Here is a 20,224-nt window from a genome sequence, read left to right as displayed (position 1 = left end):
CCGAGAATGAGCGAAGCCAGCAGAATTCTGTCAGAGATGAACGACCGGTCGCGTGAGGTGTTTCGGCTGATCGTCGAAAGCTATCTGGAAAGCGGTGAGCCGGTGGGAAGCCGCACCCTGACACGGACCCTTTCCGAAAAAGTCAGTGCCGCAACCGTGCGCAATGTGATGCAGGATCTTGAGTTTCTGGGTCTGCTGGACAGCCCTCACGTGTCTGCAGGGCGAATTCCGACGCAGCAGGGGCTGCGGATGTTCGTGGACGGTTTGCTTGAAGTCGGCGATCTGGGCGCCGACGATCGGCAAAAACTGGACGAGACTTTAGGCTCTAACGCAGGCGATGTTGGCGGAATGCTGGATCGCGTGGGCTCGGCCTTGTCACACGTGACACATGGCGCGTCACTGGTTCTGACGCCAAAACACGAGGCCGAGATCAAGCATATCGAGTTTGTCTCATTGGCGCATGACCGAGCGCTGGTGGTTCTGGTTTTCTCGGATGGGCATGTCGAAAATCGGCTGTTCACACCGCCACCGGGTCAGACGCCCAGTTCGATGCGAGAGGCCGCAAATTTCCTGAATGCGCTGATCGAGGGGCGAACCCTGAGCGAAGTGCGCCGTCAGATGCTGTCGCAGATTGATGCGCGTCGGCAAGAGATCGACGTACTGGCCCGAGAGATGGTGGAAAGCGGGATTGCGGCCTGGGACGGGGATGGAAGCGACTCGGCCCGTCTGATCGTGCGTGGTCGGGCGAATCTTCTTGCAGATTCGGGTGAGGCTGAGGAGTTGGACCGCATTCGCACCTTGTTCGATGATCTGGAACGCAAGCGCGACATTGCCGAATTCCTTGAATTGACCGAGGAAGGCGAGGGTGTACGCATTTTTATTGGCTCCGAGAACAAACTTTTCTCACTTTCGGGTTCCTCTTTGGTGGTGTCTCCTTATATGAACGCTGATCGTAAGATAATTGGTGCGGTTGGGGTCATCGGGCCCACTCGTTTGAATTATGGACGGATCGTACCGATCGTGGATTATACGGCGCAACTGGTCGGCAAGCTGATATCCGACCGGAGCTAGAGGGTAAGAGATGGCAGAGCCCAAGAACGAAGAATTTCTGGACGACATCATGGCGGCCGAAGCGGAAGAATTGGCCGAAGAGTTCGCTGAGATCAGCGACGAGGCGCTGGAACTGGATGAGTTGCGCGCCGAGCGGGATGACTACAAAGACAAGTTCATGCGCGCGTTGGCTGACGCGGAAAACGCGCGCAAGCGTGGCGACAAGGCCCGCCGGGACGCGGAGCAATATGGTGGGTCGAAACTGGCCCGCGACATGCTGCCGGTTTATGACAACATGAAGCGCGCGCTTGAAGCAGCGACCGATGAGCAGAAAGAAGTGGCTGCTGGTTTGCTGGAAGGTGTTGAACTGACCATGCGAGCGTTGAAAGACGTATTCCAAAAGCACGGGATCGAAGTGATCACGCCTGAGGTTGGGGATCGGTTTGACCCGAACGTGCATGAAGCGATGTTTGAAGCGCCAGTACCGGGAACGCGCGCTGGGGACATCATTCAGGTGTCTGCAGAAGGGTTTATGTTGCACGACCGTTTGCTGCGCCCGGCGCAGGTTGGTGTGTCGTCGACACCTGCGAGCTGATTGGCCTCTGCGAGGCCAAGCCTCCGGCGGAGGTATTTTTGAACAGAATAAGGGGCGGTCAGGATTTGGCCGCCTCTTTCAGTTTGTAGATCAAGTCGAGTGCTTCGCGGGGGGTCAGCTCGTCTGGCAGGATGTCGTTCAGCATGTCTGCGACTGGTGAGGCTTTCGGCGCAGGCGGCGGCGGTGGTGGAGCGGCAGAGAAGAGCGGAAGGTCGTCGATCAGGGATTTTTGTTTACCGCCCTCACGCTCGGTTTTTTCCAGTTGATCCAATACGATGCGGGCACGCTCGACGACTGAGGCAGGCAGACCTGCCAGTTGGGCGACTTGCACGCCATAGGATCGGTCGGCGGCGCCTTTGTGGACCTCATGCAGGAAGATGACCTCACCTTCCCATTCCTTCACGGCGACGGTGGCATTGTCGACGCCTTTGAGCTTTCCAGCAAGCGCGGTGAGTTCGTGGTAATGCGTGGCAAACAAGGCACGGCATTGGTTGGCAGCGTGCAGGTGCTCCAGCGTGGCCCAGGCGATGGAGAGGCCGTCATAGGTGGCGGTTCCGCGGCCGATTTCATCCAGAATGACCAGTGCGCGGTCATCAGCCTGGTTCAGAATGGCGGCAGTTTCGACCATTTCGACCATGAAGGTCGAGCGGCCTCGGGCAAGATCGTCTGATGCTCCGACACGGCTGAAAAGCTGGCTGACAAGGCCAATATGGGCCTGTTCCGCAGGGACGTAGCTGCCCATTTGGGCCAGTAGGGCGATCAGAGCGTTCTGGCGGAGGAAGGTTGATTTACCGGCCATGTTGGGACCGGTCAGAAGCCAAATTGCGGCCCCGTCTTCGGCACTGAGATCGCAGTCATTTGCGACGAAGGCATCGCCGCTTTGCTGGCGCAGCGCGTGTTCCACCACCGGGTGGCGTCCGCCCTGAACCTCAAAGGCGCGCGAGGTGTCGACCTGCGGGCGGCACCAGTTCTCACCGCGTGCAAGATCGGAAAGTGCTGTGGTTAAATCAAGTTCGGCTAGTCCTCTGGCAGCTTGGTTGAGGCGGGCGGCGAGAGCCAGAATTTCGTCAGAAAGCCTTTTATAGAGCCGCTTTTCGATCTCAAGCGCCAAGTTTCCAGCATTCAAGATACGGGTTTCGATCTCGGACAGTTCGACGGTGGTAAACCGCACTTGGTTGGCGGTGGTTTGGCGATGGATATAGGTCTCAGAGAACGGCGGGTTCAGCATCTTCTCGGCATGCGTAGCCGTGGTTTCGATGAAATAGCCCAAGACGTTGTTGTGCTTGATCTTCAGCGAGGCGATGCCGGTGTGTTCCGCATATTTCTGTTGAAACCCGGCGATGACAGATCGACCTTCGTCGCGCAGAGTGCGCGCTTCGTCCAATTCGGGGTCAAAGCCGGGGGCAATGAAGCCACCGTCGCGGGCCAGCAGGAGTGGTTCGGCCACCAAAGCCTCATCCAGTAGGTTCATGAGGTCGTTGAAGCCAACAAGGTTTTGCAAGGCGGTTGTCAGCAGGACCGGCAGATCCTGCCCTTCGCAGATGCCGGCAATTGCGGTGGCTTGGGTCAGGCCGTTGCGGATGGCGGCCAGATCGCGAGGCCCGCCACGTTCAAGCGACAGGCGAGACAGGGCGCGGTCCAGATCGGGGGTTTTGCGCAGGGCCTCGCGCAGGTCTGAGGCGATCAGGCTGTCTTCGGCGGCAAAGCTGACGGCGTCGAGACGGGAATGGATCACATCCAGATTTCGAGACGGGCTTGAGAGGCGCTGTTCCAGCAATCGTGCCCCGCCGGGTGTGACGGTGCGGTCGACCACCGACAACAACGATCCGGCGCGACCGCCCGACAGAGACCGGGTTAGTTCCAGATTGCGGCGAGTGGCGGCATCGATCTGCACCACACGGTCTTCGGATTCCTTCAGGGGTGTTTGCAGGAGGGGCAGTTTGCCCTTCTGCGTGATCTCAAGATAGTCGATCAGGGCGCCCATGGCGGAAATCTCTGCCCGGCCAAAAGACCCGAACGCCTCCAGCGCGCCCACGTGAAACAGCCCGCAGATGCGTTTTTCCGCCGCGGTACTGTCGAAGCTGGCCCGTCCGACAGGCGTCAGCGAAATCCCAAGGTCGCGGACGGTTTCGTTCAGCGACTGTTCCATTCCGTCGGCAACGATCAGCTCGGATGGGGCGAGCCGGGCCAGCTCGGGGCTGAGCCGCACGGAGGTCAAAGGCATCACGTGAAACGCCCCGGTCGAGATATCGGCCCAGGCCAGTGCGGCCTCATCCCGGACCTCGGCATAAGTGGCCAGAAAGTTGTGGCGGCGGGCTTCCAGCAGGGCGTCTTCGGTCAGCGTGCCGGGCGTCACCAGACGTACGACATCGCGCTTTACCACCGACTTAGAGCCTCTTTTTTTCGCTTCCGCCGGGCTTTCCATCTGTTCGCAGACGGCCACACGGAACCCTTTGCGGATGAGGGTCAGCAAATAGCCCTCGGCCGCATGAACCGGGACGCCGCACATGGGGATATCGTTACCATTGTGTTTGCCGCGTTTGGTCAGGGCGATGTCCAGCGCCTCCGCGGCGTTGACGGCGTCCTCAAAAAACATCTCGTAGAAATCGCCCATACGGTAGAACAGCAGGGCGTCGGCATGGGCCTCTTTGATCTCGAGATACTGCGCCATCATCGGCGTGACTGTGGACAAAAGCGGCCCCCTTCTGGCGTGTTCCGGACGTGACCTTACAAATCCCCCATCTTCTGTAAAAGCCGAAAACTCATTCTCATTGAGGCCCGCGCGTGGCTGCGCTATGACGCATCAGCCCCGAAGTCATGGAAACGACATTTAAGATGCCCAAAGCGAAGATCACCAAAGAAGAGGCACTGGCCTTTCACCTCGACCCGACCCCCGGCAAGTGGGAGGTGCAGGCCACCGTTCCCATGACCACGCAGCGCGATCTTTCGCTGGCCTACAGCCCCGGCGTCGCTGTTCCATGTGAAGCAATCGCCGAAGCGCCCGAGACTGCCTATGACTATACCAACAAGGGCAATCTGGTCGCTGTGATCTCGAACGGGACCGCCGTGCTGGGTCTTGGCAATCTGGGTGCGCTGGGGTCGAAACCAGTGATGGAGGGGAAATCTGTCCTGTTTAAACGGTTCGCCGATGTGAATTCGATCGATATCGAGTTGGATACTGAGGACCCGGATGAGTTCTGCCGCGCCGTGCGTCTGATGGGGCCGACCTTTGGTGGCATCAACCTCGAAGACATCAAGGCGCCAGAGTGTTTCATCATCGAACAGCGCCTGAAGGAAGAGATGGATATTCCCGTCTTCCATGATGACCAGCACGGCACGGCGGTGATCTGTGCAGCGGGTCTGCTGAACGCGCTGCATATTTCGGGCAAAAAAATTGAAGATGTTAAGATCGTTCTGAACGGTGCAGGTGCTGCGGGCATCGCCTGTATCGAGCTGCTCAAGTCGATGGGTGCGCGGCATGAGAACTGCATTGTCTGTGACACCAAAGGCGTGATCTATCAGGGCAGGACCGAGGGTATGAACCAGTGGAAGTCGGCCCATGCGATCTCAACCGATTTGCGGTCGCTTGAAGACGCCATGAAGGGTGCGGATGTATTCCTGGGCGTTTCGGTCAAGGGGGCTGTGACGCAGGATATGGTTGCGAGCATGGCCGATAATCCGGTGATTTTCGCAATGGCGAACCCGGATCCTGAGATCACGCCGGAAGAGGCGCATGAGGTCCGCGTTGACGCGATCGTTGCCACCGGGCGTAGCGACTATCCCAACCAGGTGAACAACGTTTTGGGATTCCCCTACCTGTTCCGAGGTGCGTTGGATATCCATGCGCGCGCCATCAATGACGAGATGAAGATCGCCTGTGCCCATGCTCTGGCCCGTCTGGCGCGTGAGGATGTGCCGGATGAGGTCGCCATGGCCTATGGCAAATCGCTGACCTTTGGCCGCGACTACATCATCCCGACGCCGTTTGACCCGCGCTTGATTCACCGCATCCCTCCGGCGGTCGCAAAGGCCGGGATGGATACCGGAGCGGCCCGCCGCCCGATCATCGACATGGAGGCTTATGAACTGAGCCTCAAGTCCCGTATGGATCCGACCGCCAGCATCCTGCGCGGCCTGAATGCCCGTGCGCGTCAGGCGCAAAGCCGCATGATCTTTGCCGAGGGCGACGATCCGCGCGTGTTGCGCGCTGCGGTGACCTATCAGCGCTCGGGCTTTGGCAAGGCGCTGGTTGTGGGCCGTCCAGTTGATGTGAAAACCAAGCTGGAAGAGGCCGGTCTGGGCGATGCGGTGCGTGAACTTGAGGTGGTGAACGCCGCCAACACCTCGCATCTCGAGACCTATTCGAATTTCCTGTATAACCGTTTGCAACGCAAAGGTTTTGACCCCAAGGATATCCACCGTCTGGCGGCCCGGGACCGGCATGTGTTCTCATCCCTGATGCTCGCGCACGGGCATGGTGACGGCCTTGTGACAGGGGCGACGCGCAAATCGGCCCACGTGCTGGACCGGATCAACCATGTTTTTGACGCCGATGCCGCCCATGGCGCGGCGGGCGTGACGGCGTTGCTGCACAAGGGGCGCATTGTTCTGATCGGCGATACGCTCGTGCATGAATGGCCGGATGAGAACGATTTGGCCAATATCGCCGAACGTTCGGCGGACGTGGCTCGCCATATGGGGCTTGAACCGCGCGTGGCGTTTGTCAGCTTCTCGACCTTTGGCTATCCGGTCTCGGAACGGGCCGAAAAGATGCACCGCGCGCCTGCGGTTCTCGACCAGCGTGGCGTTGATTTCGAATACGAAGGCGAGATGACCGTCGATGTTGCTCTGAACGTGGATCAGCAGGCCGGATACCCGTTCCAGCGCCTAACCGGCCCGGCCAACATCCTGATCGTGCCCGCGCGGCACTCGGCCTCGATCTCGACCAAACTGATGCAGGAAATGGGCGGAGCCACAGTGATCGGCCCGATCCTATCTGGCGTCGACAAGCCGATTCAGATCTGCTCGACCGTGTCGACGGCCAATGATATCCTGAACATGGCCATTCTGGCCTCCTGCGATATTGGCAAGTCATGACGATCTGGAACCTAGGCTCGATCAACGCCGACATGGTTTACGGCCTGCCGCACCTGCCTGCGGCGGGTGAGACCTTGGCGGCAGACGGTCTTGAGCGTTTTCTGGGCGGCAAAGGGGCCAATATGTCCGTTGCCGGATCGCGCGCGGGATCCCGGGTCAGCCATATCGGTGCTGTCGGTCCGGATGGGCGCTGGGCCAAGGATCGACTGACGGAATATGGTGTCGACACGCGGTTCATCGCTGAGGTGGATGTGCCGACCGGTCACGCGATCATTGGGGTGGACGCCCAGGGCGAGAACCTGATCATCCTATACCCCGGCGCCAACCATGCGCTTGACAGCGCGCAGATTGGGCAGGCGCTGGCCTCGGCCAATACCGGGGATATTCTGGTTTTGCAGAATGAAACCAACGCTCAGGTCGAAGCGGCCCGTCTGGGGCATGAGCTTGGCCTGACCGTCTGCTACGCCGCCGCGCCGTTTCAGGCGCAATCGGTGCAAGAGGTTCTGCCCTATCTGGATTTCCTGATCCTCAACGAGGTCGAGGCCGAGCAATTGCGGCAGGAAACCGGGTTGGATGCAGCGGAACTGCCGGTGCGCCATGTGATCGTTACGCTTGGGTCGAAAGGCGCGCGATATCTGCAGCAAGGTTGTGACCCCGTGGATTTCGCGGCTCACAAGGTGCAGGCAGTGGATACGACAGGCGCAGGGGACACGTTCACCGGCTATGTTCTGGCTGGGATGGACCGTGGCATGCCGATGGAGCAGGCCATTCTACAAGCAAACCGCGCCGCGGCCCTGATGGTCACGCGGCACGGCACTGCAGATGTCATTCCGGATCTGAGGGAAGTCCGGGACGCGCAGTTGGATTAAGATCCGGTAAAGGGCGCGTCGCTTCCCCAAAGCTGCTTCACCCGAGCGTCCCGACCGCAGGCGTTGCGATAGGCTTTATAGGCGTTTTTCTGGCGCTTGGGGCCAAAGCGGGTGAAGACCAGCTTGTCGCCTTTGTAGTAGTCCTGATGGTATGCCTCGGCCGGATAAAACGCGCCCTCCTGCAGGATCGGGGTTACGACTGTTTGGCCAAGGGCTCGTTGCGCGTTGGTCTTCGCCTGTTGCGCAAGCGCTTTTTCCCCTGCGTTAGAGACGAAAATTGCGGTGCGGTAGCTCTCTCCGCGGTCGCAGAACTGACCGCCGGCATCTGTGGGATCGACCGAGCGGAAGAACATGTTCAGCAGCGTTTCACGTGAGACGCGCGCTGGATCAAACGTGATCTGAACAGCCTCGTAGTGGCCCGTGCCGCCTTTGGTCACCTGTTCATAGGTCGGGTTCGAGACAGAGCCGCCCGTGAACCCGGACACAGCGCCAATTACGCCGGGTACGGATTCGAAATCGGATTCAACACACCAGAAGCATCCACCGGCAACCGTCAGGGTCTCGGTCCCTGCAGCCGGGGCCGGAACCGCGCGCAAGGTGGCGGCCAATGCAATCAAGGTGAACAACAAGGCGGGTTTAAGGTAGTCGAGATATGCAGTCCGGGTCATGGTATGTCTCCTTCCGAGACTCAAGGTGACCGGTGTTCTAACAAGTTGCAATTGCCTGACATGGAATGTCACGCGCTGGTGACCTGAGTTTATTGACCGACCTGTTTACCCATGCGACCGGCAAGAAAACGCCCGGCTGTTAGGCCGGGCGTTGGCAGGATCACAGACCCCATTTCTTTTGGTTTTCCTCAAAGAAGCCCTGGGCTTTCTTCACCTCAATCCAGTTGTTCACGTAGTTGATCCAGACCTGATCATCCTGCGGCAGGATCATCGCGATGGGTGAAGGGGAACGTGGTCCGGCGTTCTTAACACGCTCGATCGGGAACTTCTCTTCCAAGGTGGAGCCTTCGATGTTCGATGTGATGAACACATCGGCCCGTCCGGCGATCACTTCTTGAAAACCACGTGCGGGGGCTTCGACCACTTTGATCTCGGCATTCGGGAACCACTCGCGGACGCGCTTCTCAAAGGTTGTGCCCAGCGTTGTTGCGACCGTCACACCCGGCTGGTTGATCGACTCATAGCCGTCGAATTTGTCGGCCTTGTCCTTGGTCGTGTATGGGAACAGCTCAACCGAGATATAGCTGTCCGAGAATCCGGCAACCTTCATCCGCGGCGGCGAGATCGAGGCCGAGCCGGTCAGGTGGTATTTCTTCGCCACAACGCCATTCACTAGAGTTTTCCAATCGGTCGGGACGTATTCGACCTCAACCCCCAAATCGGCGGCGAGTTCGTTCATGATGTCGATGTCATAGCCTTTGTAGCTGTTGGTGGCCGGATCCCGCAGGGACATCGGGTTCCAATCACCGGTCGTGCCGACCTTCAAAACACCGGAATCCAGGATTTCGTTCAGTGCCGATTGCGCCTGGGCTGCGCCTGACAAGACCAGACCAAGCGCAGCGGCTGCGGCTGCTCTCCAGATTGTGTTCATTTAATTCTCCTGTTGGTGGCAGCTGGGACTTGCTGCCATATATAGTTCGTTGTTTTAAGCGGGATAGGGGGCGCAGGCCCAATAAATCAATCCACCCGCGCAAACTAGGGACAGATCGACCAATGCCAGACCCCGCCATCGAGCTTGTCGATGTGAACAAGTGGTTCGATACGTTCCATGTCCTCAAGAATATCAACCTTACGGTCAATAGTGGTGAAAAGGTTGTGATCTGCGGGCCGTCCGGCTCGGGTAAGTCCACGGTCGTGCGCTGTATCAACCAGTTGGAGAAACATCAGAAAGGGACCATCCGCATTGACGGGGTCGAGCTGAAGGATGACGCCAGATCCGCGGCCACGATCCGGTCTGAAGTCGGCATGGTGTTTCAGCAGTTCAACCTTTTCCCGCATCTGAGCGTTCTGGACAACCTGACGCTCGGCCCGATCAAGGCGCGGGGTCTGAGCCGCGCGCAGGCTGAAGAGCGCGCGCGCCATTATCTAGAGCGTGTTCACATCCCCGATCAGGCCGATAAACGCCCCATCCAACTGTCCGGCGGTCAGCAACAACGCGTCGCCATTGCCCGATCCCTTTGCATGGAGCCGAAAGTTCTTTTGTTTGATGAGCCAACCTCAGCCCTCGATCCCGAAATGATCGCCGAGGTGCTGGACGTGATGGTTGAGCTGGCGCATGAAGGCATGACCATGGTCGTTGTCACCCATGAGATGGGGTTTGCCCGCAAGGTCGCCGACAAGATGATCTTCATGGATGAGGGCGAGATCCTGGAGCAGGGCAAGCCAGAGCATTTCTTCACCAATCCGACCTCGGAGCGGTGTCGCAAGTTCCTCAGCCAGATATTGCAGCACTGAGTGGGTATGATGAAAAAAGCACTTCTCCTCATACCGCTTCTGCTGCTGGCGGGCTGTTCCTCATCCCAGACATGGGGCTGGTATGTCATCGACCCGCGGACTGACTCCGGCTGGATCAACGTGAAATTCCTGATCTCAGGCATGGGCGCGACGATCCTGATCTCTCTGATCGCAGCGGCGCTTTCGATTGTGATCGGCCTGTTGGTTGCCTTGCCCGGATTGTCCGAGAAACGCGGCTGGCGGCTGCTAAACAGGGTCTATGTCGAGTTCATTCGCGCCATTCCGCTGTTGCCTATGCTGTTCTGGGTGTTCTACGGACTGCCGATCGTGTTCCAGTCGATGGGTCTGAACATCCCGATTGATCCCTTCTGGGGCGCGATCATTACCCTGGCGATTTCCGACAGCGCCTTCACGGCCGAGATCTACCGCGCCGGCATCCAATCCATAGCACGCGGCCAGCGCGAGGCGGCCCAGACCATCGGGCTGAACTATGTACAGACCATGCGCTATGTGATCCTGCCGCAAGCGATCCGGCGCATCCTGCCGCCCTTGGCCAACCAGTTCATCTACATCGTCAAGATGAGCGCCTTTGCCAGTGTCATCGGTATGCAGGAACTGACCCGCCGTGCGAATGAGCTGGTGGTGACGGAATACCGTCCGCTGGAAATCTACACCTTGCTGATATTTGAATACCTGATCCTGGTTCTGATCATCAGCGCAGGGGTACGCTGGCTGGAACGCCGCATGGGCGCGGACGAACGCGGATAAGGAGGCACAGTATGGACTGGAAAGACTTCATGGCCGAGACCGAGGCCAATATCGGCACCCTCTCGAAAGAGGTTCCCGAAACGGTGCGCGGTTTCGGGATGATGGGCAAAGCGGCCAAAACCGACGGCGCCCTGAGCGAAAAAACCAAAGAGTTCATCGCGCTGGGCATTGCCATCGCCACACGTTGCGACAGCTGCATCGGGTTTCACGTGAAATCACTGGTGCGTCTCGGCGCCACCCGCGAGGAGTTGTGCGAGGCGCTCTCGATGGCGACCTATATGGGCGGAGGCCCGTCTTTTGCCTACAGCGCAAAGGCGCTGAAGGCGTTTGATGTGTTCTCGGAAGGCGATTAACCCAGAAGCCGCCCCAGCTTCATCGCCACACCCATATTGCCCGAGATCTTGAGCTTTCCCAAAGCAACGCCTGTCATCGGGTTCAGCTTGCCGGTCAGCAGCTTGGTAAGGTTGTCCTGCGAGATACGGATGGTGCAATCGGTATCCTGATCCTGCGTGGTGGCCTGATTGTCGGCCAGCACGATCACACCCGCGTCGCCGCAATCGAACTTGAGCGAGCCGTCAAAGCTTTTGCCATTCAGTCCTTTTTGAATTCCGTCGGCGATCTCTTGCAGCATGGTCTGTCCTTTCAAACTTGACGTGTACGTAAAAACATGGCCCCACATCCGGCAAGCATGACGCTGGGTCCGGTGGGCAAAAGAAAACCCCGGCAACCGTGTGATTGCCGGGGTTTTGAATTCTAAACTGATTGTCAGGTTACTTGGACAGACGTTTGTCGCGCGCCGCCAGCAGTTTCAAACGCAGCGCGTTCAGCTGGATAAAGCCTGCGGCGTCGGTTTGATCATAGGCACCAGCGTCTTCCTCGAAGGTCACATGCGCCTCGGAATACAGCGAGTGATCGGACCAGCGGCCCACGGTCGAGGCAAGACCTTTATACAGTTTCACCCGCACGGTGCCGGTCACGTGTTCCTGCGATTTGTCGATGGCGGCCTGCAGCATCTCGCGTTCGGGCGAGTACCAGAAACCGTTGTAGATCAACTCGGCATATTGCGGCATCAGCTGGTCTTTCAGGTGCATCGCGCCACGGTCCATGGTGATGGATTCGATACCACGGTGTGCTTCCAGCAGGATGGTGCCGCCCGGAGTTTCGTAGATGCCGCGCGACTTCATGCCTACGAACCGGCCTTCGACAAGGTCCAGACGACCGATGCCATGCTTGCCGCCATATTCGTTCAGCTTGGTCAGGATGGTGGCCGGGCTCATCGCTTCGCCATTAATGCTGACCGCGTCGCCTTTTTCGAACCCGATCTCGATGAATTCGGGCTCGTTCGGCGCGTCCTCGGGGTGGACGGTGCGCTGATAGACATAATCGGGTGCCATATCGGCGGGGTCTTCCAGAACCTTGCCCTCGGAGGAGGTGTGCAGCAGGTTGGCATCGACCGAGAAGGGGGCCTCGCCGCGTTTATCCTTGGCGATCGGGATCTGATGCGCTTCGGCCCATTCGATCAGTCGAGTACGGCTGGTCAAATCCCACTCGCGCCACGGGGCGATGACCTTGATTTCGGGGTTCAGTGCGTAGGCGGCCAATTCAAAGCGAACCTGATCGTTGCCCTTGCCGGTCGCGCCATGTGCTACGGCATCAGCACCGGTTTCCTGAGCGATCTCTACCAGACGTTTCGAGATCAGGGGCCGCGCAATCGAAGTGCCCAGCAGGTACAGGCCTTCATACTGCGCATTTGCACGGAACATCGGGAAAACGAAGTCGCGCACGAACTCTTCGCGGATGTCCTCGATATAGATGTTTTCGGGTTTAATCCCCAGCATTTCAGCCTTTTGGCGGGCGGGCTCCAGTTCCTCACCCTGACCCAGATCGGCAGTGAAGGTGACGACCTCACAACCATACTCGGTCTGCAACCATTTCAGAATGATCGAGGTATCAAGGCCACCGGAATAGGCCAGAACAACTTTCTTAGGCGCGGACATCTGACTTCCCCTTATTCGCAAGACGATTGGCCCCTAACGGGTTTTGTGGGCGGGGGCAAGCTGTGTGGATTGACGCAGGCTGGGAATTGGGGTGAAACGGCTGGACAAAGAACAAGAGATGGTTGAGCAGGGGCATTTCCAGATGTTGGCGTTCGAGATATTCATGCATTCGATCAAGATGGTTTTGCGGAACCTGAAACAGGCGATTCAGATCACTCTGATCCCCGCGCTGATCGGCGGTTTGGCCATCATCGCATTCAGCCTTCTTTTTGGTATTTCGTTCGAAGATATCTCGACCGAGCCAAACGGTCTGCCGGATGCAGCATCGCCAGGCGCGGTCACAGCGTTCCTGTTCTGCGTGCTGGCATCCCTGTTTGCGATCATGGTTTGGATTGTCGTGTCCTGGCATCGCTTTGTGCTGCTCGAAGAATACCCGGCCGGTTTTCTGCCCGCGTTCAGATCGGATCGAATGCTCGCTTACATTGGGCGGATGGTGATGCTGGCCTTGCTGGGTGTAGTCGTCCTGATCCCGGCAATGCTTGTCATCGGATTTTTGACGCAGGCCTCGGCTGCGATGGGCATTTTGGCGTGGCTTCTGGTTGTTGTGGGCCTATCCGTGGCCTTTTACCGGGTGTCCCCGGTCATGCCCGCCGCAGCAATAGGCAACCGTTGAAACTGTCGGATGCGTGGCGGGCAACTGACGGAGCGAACGGCACCATAGTGGCGCTGGTTGTGTTGCTGGTGTTGTTCCAGATGGTGCTTCAGCTTCTTTTCGCGGCGCTTCTAATCATCCCGGTGATTGGCGCTTTGGTGGTGGTTTTCGCCAGCATGCTGATCGTGCCTTTGATCAATGTCAGCATCCTGACAACGTTATATGGCGTCTTCATCGAAAAACGCGCGCTGTCGTAATTCGTACACACATGTATTCCTTGCCCTTTTGCTTAGGATAAGCCACTGAAACCGGCATGAGCGATTTCATGACCCGTGCCCGCGCTGCCGAACAGGCGATGCGCTCTGTGTTTCCAGCAACGCCTTTGCAGCGGAATGCCCATCTGTCTGACCGCTACGGTGCTGATATCTGGCTCAAGCGAGAGGACCTCAGCCCGGTACGCTCCTACAAGATCCGAGGCGCCTTCAATGCCATGCGCAAGCAGCAGGGGCAGGATCTGTTCGTTTGTGCCAGCGCCGGCAATCACGCTCAGGGCGTGGCCTTCATGTGCAAGCATCTGGGTGTGAAGGGGGTGGTCTTCATGCCGGTCACCACGCCTCAGCAGAAGATCCAGAAGACCCGTATTTTCGGCGGCGACAATATCGAGGTTCATCTCAGCGGAGACTATTTCGACGACACGCTTGCGGCGGCACAAGCTTGGTGCGCAAAGGAGGGCGGGCATTTCCTGTCGCCCTTCGATGATGAGGATGTGATCGAAGGTCAGGCTTCGCTTGCGGTCGAGATCGAGGAACAGCTAGGCCGTGTGCCCGACCATGTCATCTTACCGGTCGGCGGCGGCGGCATGTCTTCCGGCGTGGCAACCTGGTTCGGGGATCGGACCCACTGTTTGCTTGTCGAACCCAAAGGTGGGGCCTGTCTGCACGCGGCAATGGCTGCAGGGCATCCGGTTGCCTTGGATCACGTAGATAATTTCGTCGATGGCGCGGCGGTCGGCAAGATCGGTGCCAAGCCGTTTGAGCTGTTGAAAGACCGTCACTTATCGGATGTGCTGGTCCTGTCCGAGGATCGCATCTGCACCACAATGATCGAGATGCTTAATGTGGAAGGCATCGTGCTGGAACCCGCTGGCGCATTGGCAATTGAGGCGGTTGCTGATGTGCAAAGCTTTATCCGTGGCAAAACGGTTGTTTGTGTCACCTCTGGCGGCAATTTCGATTTTGAGCGTCTGCCCGAGGTCAAGGAGCGCGCGCAGCGCTATTCCGGGGTCAAGAAATACTTCATCTTGCGCCTGCCGCAGCGTCCTGGCGCGTTGAAAGAGTTCCTGAGCATCCTCGGCCCCGAAGACGATATCGCGCGGTTCGAATACATGAAGAAATCAGCGCGTAATTTCGGCTCGGTCCTGATCGGGATCGAAACCCACAAGCCCGAGAACTTCGCCCGCCTCTTTGCGCATCTGGATGAGGCTGGATTTACCTATACCGACATCACCGAGGATGAGACGCTGGCACAGTTTGTGATCTAGTGCAGATTGTCTTTAAGTTCGGTTTGAAACACCACTTTCGACGCATCAAACGCGGCGAGGACTTCCTTAAGATCGACTTTCGCCGCCTCTCCGGAAGCGGCCAGCCTTTCGCCATCCTGACAGAGCTTCGAGAACACCTCGAACCCAAGGCTCAGGGCGCTGCCTTTCAGGAAATGCAGGTTCTGTTCAAGATCCTGCCGCGCGGTGTCTGCATGCACGCGGGCGATGACCTCTTGCACCTCGTCCAGAAAGATCTCGACAACCTCATCGAATTCATCAGCGCCAACCTCGTCACGGAGCTGTCGAACTCGGGGCCAGTGGATCATGGGTCGCGTCCTGCATCGGAATTGAATAGATCCTTGGTAGCGCGGCCTGAGTAAATACCAGGTTAAGCGTCGGCCTCTATCGACCTTCACCCGATGTTAAGCCCCAAACGCGTAGGGTCACACCATCCCGATAAAAGGAAGCGTGTGGGGTTGCAGAGTGCCAGCGGCAAGTCTTGAGGAAACCAGATCCGATCTGGACTTCGGTGCAATCCGGAGGGTGCTGGTTGTGGATGACAGCCGCCTGCAACGGCGCATTCTGGTGGCCTCGCTCAAGAAATGGGGATTTGAGGTACTTGAGGCCGACAATGGCGAGGCGGCGATAGATATCTGCACCGAAGCCGCGCCGGACCTTGTTCTCAGCGATTGGGTCATGCCGGGGATGAGCGGGCTTGAGTTCTGCCGCGCCTTCCGCGCGCTCGAGGCGGAACATTACAGCTATTTTATCTTGCTCACTTCCAAAAGCGAAAAGCATGAGGTTGCGCGCGGTCTAGATGCAGGCGCAGATGATTTCCTGATCAAACCGCTTGAGGCGGATGAGCTGCGCGCGCGTATCTCGGCTGGGGCGCGGATTCTGGATATGCAGCGTGAGTTATCCCAGAAAAACCGACTGATCGAATCCGCCCTGCAAGAGCTGAAACTTGCGCATGAGGCCATCGACAAGGACCTGATCCAAGCCCGCAAGATACAGGAATCGCTGGTGCCCGACCTCACGCAAGAGTTCGGAAATTCGCGTGTCAGCCTGTTGTTGAAACCCTGCGGGCATATCGGGGGCGATCTGGTGGGGATGTTCTCACCCGGTCCGAACCGCCTTGGGTTCTACAGCATTGATGTATCTGGTCACGGCATCACCTCGGCGATGATGACGGCGCGGTTGGGCGGTTATCTGTCCAGCAAACATTTCGAACAGAACGTCGCAATGGAAAAGCGGTTTGACAAATTCTACGCTTTGCTTCCCCCGGAGGAAGTCGCGGGGATGCTGAATTCCCGATTGCTGGCGGATGCCGGGATCGAAGAATATTTTACTATGGTCTATGCCATTGTAGATCTGCGCAACGGGCATATCAGGATGGTTCAGGCCGGGCATCCACATCCGTTGATGCTAAGGCGCGATGGCACGACCGAGTTTTTGGGCGAAGGTGGGCTACCCATCGGGTTGATCCCGGATGTGAAGTTTCAGCAGATTGAGACGAAGATGGAGCCGGGGGACCGTTTGTTACTGCATTCAGACGGGTTCACGGAATGCGCTTTGGCTGAAGGCGGAATGCTGGATGACGACGGCTTGCGGGACATGGCGCTCGACTGTGCGGCGGGTCGCGGTGGGCCTGAGTTTTTGGACGATCTGTTCTGGCGCCTGACACAGGTGATGTCACCTGAAAGCGGTATGGGCGACGATGTCTCGGCCGTGTTCTTCGAATATAATGGGGCCTAAAGCGTTTTGGATTTTACCTGAATCATCAAGTGAAACAAATGTCCCGAAAACGCTGAAAGCGTGGCAGGGTATTCGCGTCGCAGGCTAAACCCGAAACGATCTAAAGCCTGCGAAGATGCAGCATCGCGAAATGGCGATCGCCATCGTTGCCCAGCGTTTCAACCGCGTCGGCGGTATGCATCCAGAGCGCTTCGTGGAACGGTTCGCTCGGTGGCCCCAGTCGTCGTACCGGGCGCGCGTGATAGATCAGGCAGACCTTCTCGGCCCAGAGGTCATATTCCGGCATATAGGTAAATCGCCGGAACGCGCCGACACGACGGGGTGCCGCGATCAGCCAGCCCGTTTCCTCAAATACTTCGCGGTGCAGAGCGGTTGCGGGTGATTCACCCGGATCTATTCCGCCGCCGGGCAATTGCAGATCCGGCCCCGGTTCGGTCTGGCAGGTCAGAAGAAGGTGCCCTGAGCGGGGCAGCAACGCGTAGACTCCGACCCGCCGGGTGTACTTGCGCCCGGGTTCAGGGCTTTCGCCGAACCGTCTGATCATGTATGGCCCCTTACAACCCAATCTCTGCGACCTATATGGTGCCGGTATGCCAACCCTTGGCGTGTAAGGAAACCCCATGTCTCTTGGAACAAAAATCGCGTGGGACGATACCGTCCTGCCCTTTCAACTCGATGTATCGGACATGCGCGGGCGCGTGGCCCGTCTGGATGGCGTGTTGGACGGCATCCTGAAACAGCATGACTATCCGGAAAAGGTTGAGGCCCTGGTGGCCGAGATGGCCCTGCTGACCGCGTTGATCGGCCAGACTGTCTCGCTTCGCTGGAAGCTGTCGCTGCAGGTGCAGTCCAAGGGTCCGGTGCGCATGATTGCCACCGACTACTACGCACCACAGAAAGAGGGTGAGCCGGCCCGCATCCGCGCTTACGCCAGTTTCGACCGCGACCGTCTGACCGATGGTACGCCCTTCGAACAGGTGGGCGAGGGTTATTTCGCGATCATGATCGACCAGGGCGAAGGCACGCAGCCTTATCAGGGCATCACTCCGCTGGCCGGAGGCTCGATCAGTGCTTGTGCCGAAGCCTATTTTGCGCAGTCCGAGCAGTTGCCGACCCGGTTCTCGCTGAGCTTCGGCAAATCGACTGAACCGGGTGTGGGTGAGCATTGGCGCGCAGGCGGCATCATGTTGCAACATATGCCCAAAGCCTCGCCTTTTGCGGCGTCCAGCGAAGGCACCGGAGAGATCCTGACCGCCACTGATCTTGTCGATGGCGAAGAAGGTGAGAACTGGGGCCGTGTCAATATACTGCTGGACACGGTCGAGGATCTTGAACTGATCGGCCCCTCGATTGCGCCAACCGATCTGCTGGTGCGTCTGTTCCATGAGGAAAACCCACGGGTCTATGACGCGCAGCAGGTACAGTTCGGTTGCACTTGTTCAGAAGAGCGTGTGCGCCAGAGCCTGTCGATCTATTCGGCCAAGGACATCGAAAAGATGACCACCCCCGAAGGTCAGGTTACGGCCGATTGTCAGTTCTGCGGTGCGCATTATGTGCTGGACCCTGCTACCGTGGGCTTTGACGCCGAAGACAGCAAAAGTGTGTGAGTTAGAGACGCAACTCCGGACGGCTTTGGCTCGTCCGGGCCATGGGTCCAGTGATTTTGACCTGAACCCAGACACCGTGCTGCCGCCGGGGCGAAAACTGCGCCCGGCGGGGGTGCTTGTGCCGATCACCGTCGCGGACGGGATGCCACGGCTGATCCTGACCAAACGCTCCTCGGCGTTGAAGCATCACCCTGGCCAGATCGCCTTTCCCGGCGGCAAGCAGGATGAAGGCGACGCGGATGTCACCGCCGCTGCCCTACGCGAGGCGCGGGAAGAGGTCGGTCTGCCCATTGACCTGCCTGAAGTCCTGGGCTTTCTGCCCACGCATGAAACCGTCACGTCCTTCTCGGTTACTCCGGTGGTGGCAATCATCCGGCAGGGCTTCGATCCGGTGCCTGAGCCGGGCGAAGTAGACGAAATTTTCTCGGTCCCCCTTGCACATGTGCTGAACCCTGCGAATTATGTGATCGAGTCGCGCCGTTGGCAGGGGACAAGACGGAAGTATTTCGCCGTGCCCTATGGCCCTTATTACATATGGGGCGCGACCGCCCGCATATTGCGCGGGCTTGCAGCACGGGTGAGTGAATGAAGCAAATCAGCGCGGCTTGGGTTTCGGACCCTGCGACACAAAAGGTATGCGCAGCCCTCACGGATGGCGGCGCGCAAGCGCTGTTTGTGGGGGGATGTGTGCGCAACGCGCTTTTGGGCGCGCCAGTATCGGACATTGATATCGCAACAGATGCGCATCCCAAAAGGGTGCTGGAGCTGGCGCAGAGCGCCGGGCTCAAGGCGATTCCCACGGGGATTGATCACGGCACGATCACTGTGGTCTGCAATCACATCCCGCATGAGATCACCACCTTTCGCCGCGATGTGGAAACCGATGGCCGCCGCGCGGTCGTGGCCTTCTCGGACAAGGTGGAAGAGGATGCAGCACGGCGCGATTTCACCATGAATGCCATCTACGCAAAGCCAAATGGCGTCGTGTTAGACCCGCTTTTAGGCCTGCCGGACCTTCAGGCCCGCCGCGTTCGATTCATCGGGACTGCAGAAAACCGCATCCGCGAAGACTACCTGCGATCCCTGCGCTATTTCCGGTTTCATGCCTGGTACGGAGATGCTGAGGCCGGTTTCGACCCGGATGCTCTGGCCGCGATTGCTGCGAATCTGGACGGTTTGTCCACCTTGTCGCGGGAACGTGTCGGGGCCGAGCTGTTGAAACTGTTGGGTGCGCTGGATCCGGCCCCATCTGTTGCCGCAATGCGCAGCACGGGGGTGTTGGCGCAGCTTCTACCGGGCGCGGATGATCGCGCCCTTGCGCCTTTGGTCGGGATCGAGCAGGCCGCAGGTGCCGAACCGGACGCAGTGCGCCGGTTGGCGGCCATTGCCACGCCCGAGGATGCTGCGACCCTGCGCCTGAGCCGCAATCAATTGCAACGTCTGATCCGGATGCGGGAGGAGGCGCAGGCCTCGACCAGTGTAGCGGAACTCGGCTACCGCTACGGCGACGAGGGGGGCTTGCACGAAACACTGCTGCGATGCGCACTCCTGGAGCGCCCCTGGTCCGAGGATCTGCGCACGGCACTGCATTCTGGGGCCGCCGCGCAGTTCCCGATCAAGGCAACGGACCTCATCCCCAACTTTTCTGGCCCTGCGCTGGGCAAGAAACTGGCTGATCTTGAGGCAAGCTGGATCGCATCCGGCTTTACCCTGACGCGCGAGGATTTGCTGGCCGGGTAGCGCTAAGTCTCAAAAGGGGATGACAAATCAGAACGTTTGTGCTTACGTGCGCCTGTCACATAGATGGAGGACTGCGAATGTATTACGGGATC

The 20,224-nt window shown here is 58.6% G+C and carries 21 protein-coding genes; 14 read left to right on the top strand and 7 right to left on the bottom strand.

Annotated features, from left to right (window positions below; all coding sequences use genetic code 11):
• Positions 1-6: 6 nt before the first annotated feature.
• Entirely contained in the window at positions 7-1,071 is a 1,065-nt protein-coding gene (hrcA, locus tag ACR0KL_RS10375; protein WP_170470711.1) for a heat-inducible transcriptional repressor HrcA, read from the top strand.
• 10 nt (positions 1,072-1,081) lie between these two features.
• Entirely contained in the window at positions 1,082-1,645 is a 564-nt protein-coding gene (locus ACR0KL_RS10370) for a nucleotide exchange factor GrpE (RefSeq protein ID WP_170470713.1), read from the top strand.
• A gap of 58 nt (positions 1,646-1,703) precedes the next feature.
• On the opposite strand, the gene mutS is transcribed toward ACR0KL_RS10370, so the two are convergent.
• A complete protein-coding gene (mutS, locus tag ACR0KL_RS10365) occupies positions 1,704-4,319 on the bottom strand; it encodes a DNA mismatch repair protein MutS (RefSeq protein WP_170680837.1) in 2,616 nt (871 codons plus the stop codon).
• A gap of 161 nt (positions 4,320-4,480) precedes the next feature.
• Here mutS and ACR0KL_RS10360 point away from each other — a divergent pair, with 161 nt between their 5' ends.
• Together ACR0KL_RS10360 and ACR0KL_RS10355 are read left to right on the top strand one after the other, a co-directional pair.
• The gene (locus ACR0KL_RS10360) at positions 4,481-6,742 is read left to right on the top strand and encodes an NADP-dependent malic enzyme (RefSeq protein WP_480776987.1); all 2,262 of its coding nucleotides are present in this window, start codon (positions 4,481-4,483) and stop codon (positions 6,740-6,742) included.
• Positions 6,739-7,611: a ribokinase gene (locus tag ACR0KL_RS10355; RefSeq protein WP_170680655.1), complete on the top strand. Its 873-nt coding sequence runs from the start codon at positions 6,739-6,741 to the stop codon at positions 7,609-7,611. Before ACR0KL_RS10360 ends, ACR0KL_RS10355 begins: the two co-directional genes overlap by 4 nt.
• On the opposite strand, the gene msrA is transcribed toward ACR0KL_RS10355, so the two are convergent.
• Together msrA and ACR0KL_RS10345 are read right to left on the bottom strand one after the other, a co-directional pair.
• Complete coding sequence (msrA, locus tag ACR0KL_RS10350; RefSeq protein WP_170680658.1) at positions 7,608-8,279, bottom strand: peptide-methionine (S)-S-oxide reductase MsrA; 672 nt, start codon at positions 8,277-8,279, stop codon at positions 7,608-7,610. The two genes, ACR0KL_RS10355 and msrA, sit on opposite strands and share 4 nt — an antisense overlap.
• 160 nt (positions 8,280-8,439) lie before the next feature.
• The gene (locus ACR0KL_RS10345; RefSeq protein WP_170380216.1) at positions 8,440-9,210 is read right to left on the bottom strand and encodes a transporter substrate-binding domain-containing protein; all 771 of its coding nucleotides are present in this window, start codon (positions 9,208-9,210) and stop codon (positions 8,440-8,442) included.
• A gap of 122 nt (positions 9,211-9,332) precedes the next feature.
• Between ACR0KL_RS10345 and ACR0KL_RS10340 the strand changes: the two genes are divergently transcribed.
• The 3 genes from ACR0KL_RS10340 to ACR0KL_RS10330 are packed head-to-tail and all read left to right on the top strand — an operon-like array spanning position 9,333 to position 11,194.
• On the top strand, positions 9,333-10,073 hold the full coding sequence (locus tag ACR0KL_RS10340) for an amino acid ABC transporter ATP-binding protein (protein ID WP_480776986.1): 741 nt from the start codon (positions 9,333-9,335) through the stop codon (positions 10,071-10,073).
• Between the two features lie 9 nt (positions 10,074-10,082).
• A complete protein-coding gene (locus ACR0KL_RS10335; RefSeq protein WP_480776985.1) occupies positions 10,083-10,841 on the top strand; it encodes an amino acid ABC transporter permease in 759 nt (252 codons plus the stop codon).
• 11 nt (positions 10,842-10,852) lie between these two features.
• Complete coding sequence (locus ACR0KL_RS10330) at positions 10,853-11,194, top strand: carboxymuconolactone decarboxylase family protein (protein ID WP_170462857.1); 342 nt, start codon at positions 10,853-10,855, stop codon at positions 11,192-11,194.
• Here ACR0KL_RS10330 and ACR0KL_RS10325 read toward each other — a convergent pair.
• Together ACR0KL_RS10325 and ACR0KL_RS10320 are read right to left on the bottom strand one after the other, a co-directional pair.
• Positions 11,191-11,472 carry an SCP2 sterol-binding domain-containing protein gene (locus tag ACR0KL_RS10325; protein ID WP_480776984.1) on the bottom strand — a complete coding sequence of 94 codons (282 nt, stop codon included), beginning with the start codon at positions 11,470-11,472 and terminating at the stop codon, positions 11,191-11,193. The two genes, ACR0KL_RS10330 and ACR0KL_RS10325, sit on opposite strands and share 4 nt — an antisense overlap.
• Positions 11,473-11,611: 139 nt before the next feature.
• Entirely contained in the window at positions 11,612-12,838 is a 1,227-nt protein-coding gene (locus ACR0KL_RS10320) for an argininosuccinate synthase (protein ID WP_170470725.1), read from the bottom strand.
• Positions 12,839-12,929: 91 nt separating this feature from the next.
• On the opposite strand from ACR0KL_RS10320, the gene ACR0KL_RS10315 reads away from it, so the two are divergent.
• The 3 genes from ACR0KL_RS10315 to ilvA are packed head-to-tail and all read left to right on the top strand — an operon-like array spanning position 12,930 to position 15,030.
• Entirely contained in the window at positions 12,930-13,511 is a 582-nt protein-coding gene (locus ACR0KL_RS10315) for a hypothetical protein (protein WP_480776983.1), read from the top strand.
• On the top strand, positions 13,508-13,747 hold the full coding sequence (locus tag ACR0KL_RS10310) for a hypothetical protein (protein ID WP_480776982.1): 240 nt from the start codon (positions 13,508-13,510) through the stop codon (positions 13,745-13,747). The genes ACR0KL_RS10315 and ACR0KL_RS10310 overlap by 4 nt, the downstream gene beginning before the upstream one ends.
• 56 nt (positions 13,748-13,803) lie before the next feature.
• Positions 13,804-15,030 carry a threonine ammonia-lyase IlvA gene (ilvA, locus tag ACR0KL_RS10305; RefSeq protein WP_170680664.1) on the top strand — a complete coding sequence of 409 codons (1,227 nt, stop codon included), beginning with the start codon at positions 13,804-13,806 and terminating at the stop codon, positions 15,028-15,030.
• Here the strand turns inward: ilvA and ACR0KL_RS10300 are convergent.
• A complete protein-coding gene (locus ACR0KL_RS10300; protein WP_170680673.1) occupies positions 15,027-15,356 on the bottom strand; it encodes an Hpt domain-containing protein in 330 nt (109 codons plus the stop codon). The two genes, ilvA and ACR0KL_RS10300, sit on opposite strands and share 4 nt — an antisense overlap.
• Positions 15,357-15,513: 157 nt before the next feature.
• On the opposite strand from ACR0KL_RS10300, the gene ACR0KL_RS10295 reads away from it, so the two are divergent.
• Positions 15,514-16,785 (top strand): SpoIIE family protein phosphatase, encoded by a 1,272-nt coding sequence (locus ACR0KL_RS10295; RefSeq protein ID WP_170680678.1) that lies wholly within the window; start codon positions 15,514-15,516, stop codon positions 16,783-16,785.
• A 100-nt stretch (positions 16,786-16,885) separates the two neighbouring features.
• Here ACR0KL_RS10295 and ACR0KL_RS10290 read toward each other — a convergent pair whose 3' ends face one another.
• The gene (locus ACR0KL_RS10290) at positions 16,886-17,329 is read right to left on the bottom strand and encodes an NUDIX hydrolase (RefSeq protein ID WP_170680681.1); all 444 of its coding nucleotides are present in this window, start codon (positions 17,327-17,329) and stop codon (positions 16,886-16,888) included.
• 76 nt (positions 17,330-17,405) lie between these two features.
• Here ACR0KL_RS10290 and hslO point away from each other — a divergent pair, with 76 nt between their 5' ends.
• From hslO to ACR0KL_RS10275, 3 genes are read left to right on the top strand one after another with little or no spacing between them, the layout of a single operon-like run.
• Positions 17,406-18,392: an Hsp33 family molecular chaperone HslO gene (gene hslO, locus ACR0KL_RS10285; protein WP_170680684.1), complete on the top strand. Its 987-nt coding sequence runs from the start codon at positions 17,406-17,408 to the stop codon at positions 18,390-18,392.
• Complete coding sequence (locus ACR0KL_RS10280; protein ID WP_480776981.1) at positions 18,385-18,981, top strand: CoA pyrophosphatase; 597 nt, start codon at positions 18,385-18,387, stop codon at positions 18,979-18,981. Before hslO ends, ACR0KL_RS10280 begins: the two co-directional genes overlap by 8 nt.
• Entirely contained in the window at positions 18,978-20,132 is a 1,155-nt protein-coding gene (locus tag ACR0KL_RS10275; RefSeq protein ID WP_480776980.1) for a CCA tRNA nucleotidyltransferase, read from the top strand. The genes ACR0KL_RS10280 and ACR0KL_RS10275 overlap by 4 nt, the downstream gene beginning before the upstream one ends.
• The last annotated feature ends 92 nt before the right edge of the window (positions 20,133-20,224 follow it).

The sequence above is a fragment of the Ruegeria sp. C8 genome (genome assembly GCF_056537565.1).
The sequence above is the reverse complement of the archived record's forward strand: the minus strand, read 5'-3'. Positions and strand labels throughout refer to the sequence as shown.

Excerpts from the sequence above, each read along its gene's own strand:
- hrcA (WP_170470711.1), top strand. The coding sequence starts at position 7 with ATGAGCGAAGCCAGCAGAATTCTGTCAGAGATGAACGACCGGTCGCGT.
- ACR0KL_RS10370 (WP_170470713.1), top strand. The coding sequence starts at position 1,082 with ATGGCAGAGCCCAAGAACGAAGAATTTCTGGACGACATCATGGCGGCC.
- mutS (WP_170680837.1), bottom strand. The coding sequence starts at position 4,319 with ATGATGGCGCAGTATCTCGAGATCAAAGAGGCCCATGCCGACGCCCTG.
- ACR0KL_RS10360 (WP_480776987.1), top strand. The coding sequence starts at position 4,481 with ATGCCCAAAGCGAAGATCACCAAAGAAGAGGCACTGGCCTTTCACCTC.
- ACR0KL_RS10355 (WP_170680655.1), top strand. The coding sequence starts at position 6,739 with ATGACGATCTGGAACCTAGGCTCGATCAACGCCGACATGGTTTACGGC.
- msrA (WP_170680658.1), bottom strand. The coding sequence starts at position 8,279 with ATGACCCGGACTGCATATCTCGACTACCTTAAACCCGCCTTGTTGTTC.
- ACR0KL_RS10345 (WP_170380216.1), bottom strand. The coding sequence starts at position 9,210 with ATGAACACAATCTGGAGAGCAGCCGCAGCCGCTGCGCTTGGTCTGGTC.
- ACR0KL_RS10340 (WP_480776986.1), top strand. The coding sequence starts at position 9,333 with ATGCCAGACCCCGCCATCGAGCTTGTCGATGTGAACAAGTGGTTCGAT.
- ACR0KL_RS10335 (WP_480776985.1), top strand. The coding sequence starts at position 10,083 with ATGAAAAAAGCACTTCTCCTCATACCGCTTCTGCTGCTGGCGGGCTGT.
- ACR0KL_RS10330 (WP_170462857.1), top strand. The coding sequence starts at position 10,853 with ATGGACTGGAAAGACTTCATGGCCGAGACCGAGGCCAATATCGGCACC.
- ACR0KL_RS10325 (WP_480776984.1), bottom strand. The coding sequence starts at position 11,472 with ATGCTGCAAGAGATCGCCGACGGAATTCAAAAAGGACTGAATGGCAAA.
- ACR0KL_RS10320 (WP_170470725.1), bottom strand. The coding sequence starts at position 12,838 with ATGTCCGCGCCTAAGAAAGTTGTTCTGGCCTATTCCGGTGGCCTTGAT.
- ilvA (WP_170680664.1), top strand. The coding sequence starts at position 13,804 with ATGAGCGATTTCATGACCCGTGCCCGCGCTGCCGAACAGGCGATGCGC.
- ACR0KL_RS10300 (WP_170680673.1), bottom strand. The coding sequence starts at position 15,356 with ATGATCCACTGGCCCCGAGTTCGACAGCTCCGTGACGAGGTTGGCGCT.
- ACR0KL_RS10290 (WP_170680681.1), bottom strand. The coding sequence starts at position 17,329 with ATGATCAGACGGTTCGGCGAAAGCCCTGAACCCGGGCGCAAGTACACC.
- hslO (WP_170680684.1), top strand. The coding sequence starts at position 17,406 with ATGTCTCTTGGAACAAAAATCGCGTGGGACGATACCGTCCTGCCCTTT.
- ACR0KL_RS10275 (WP_480776980.1), top strand. The coding sequence starts at position 18,978 with ATGAAGCAAATCAGCGCGGCTTGGGTTTCGGACCCTGCGACACAAAAG.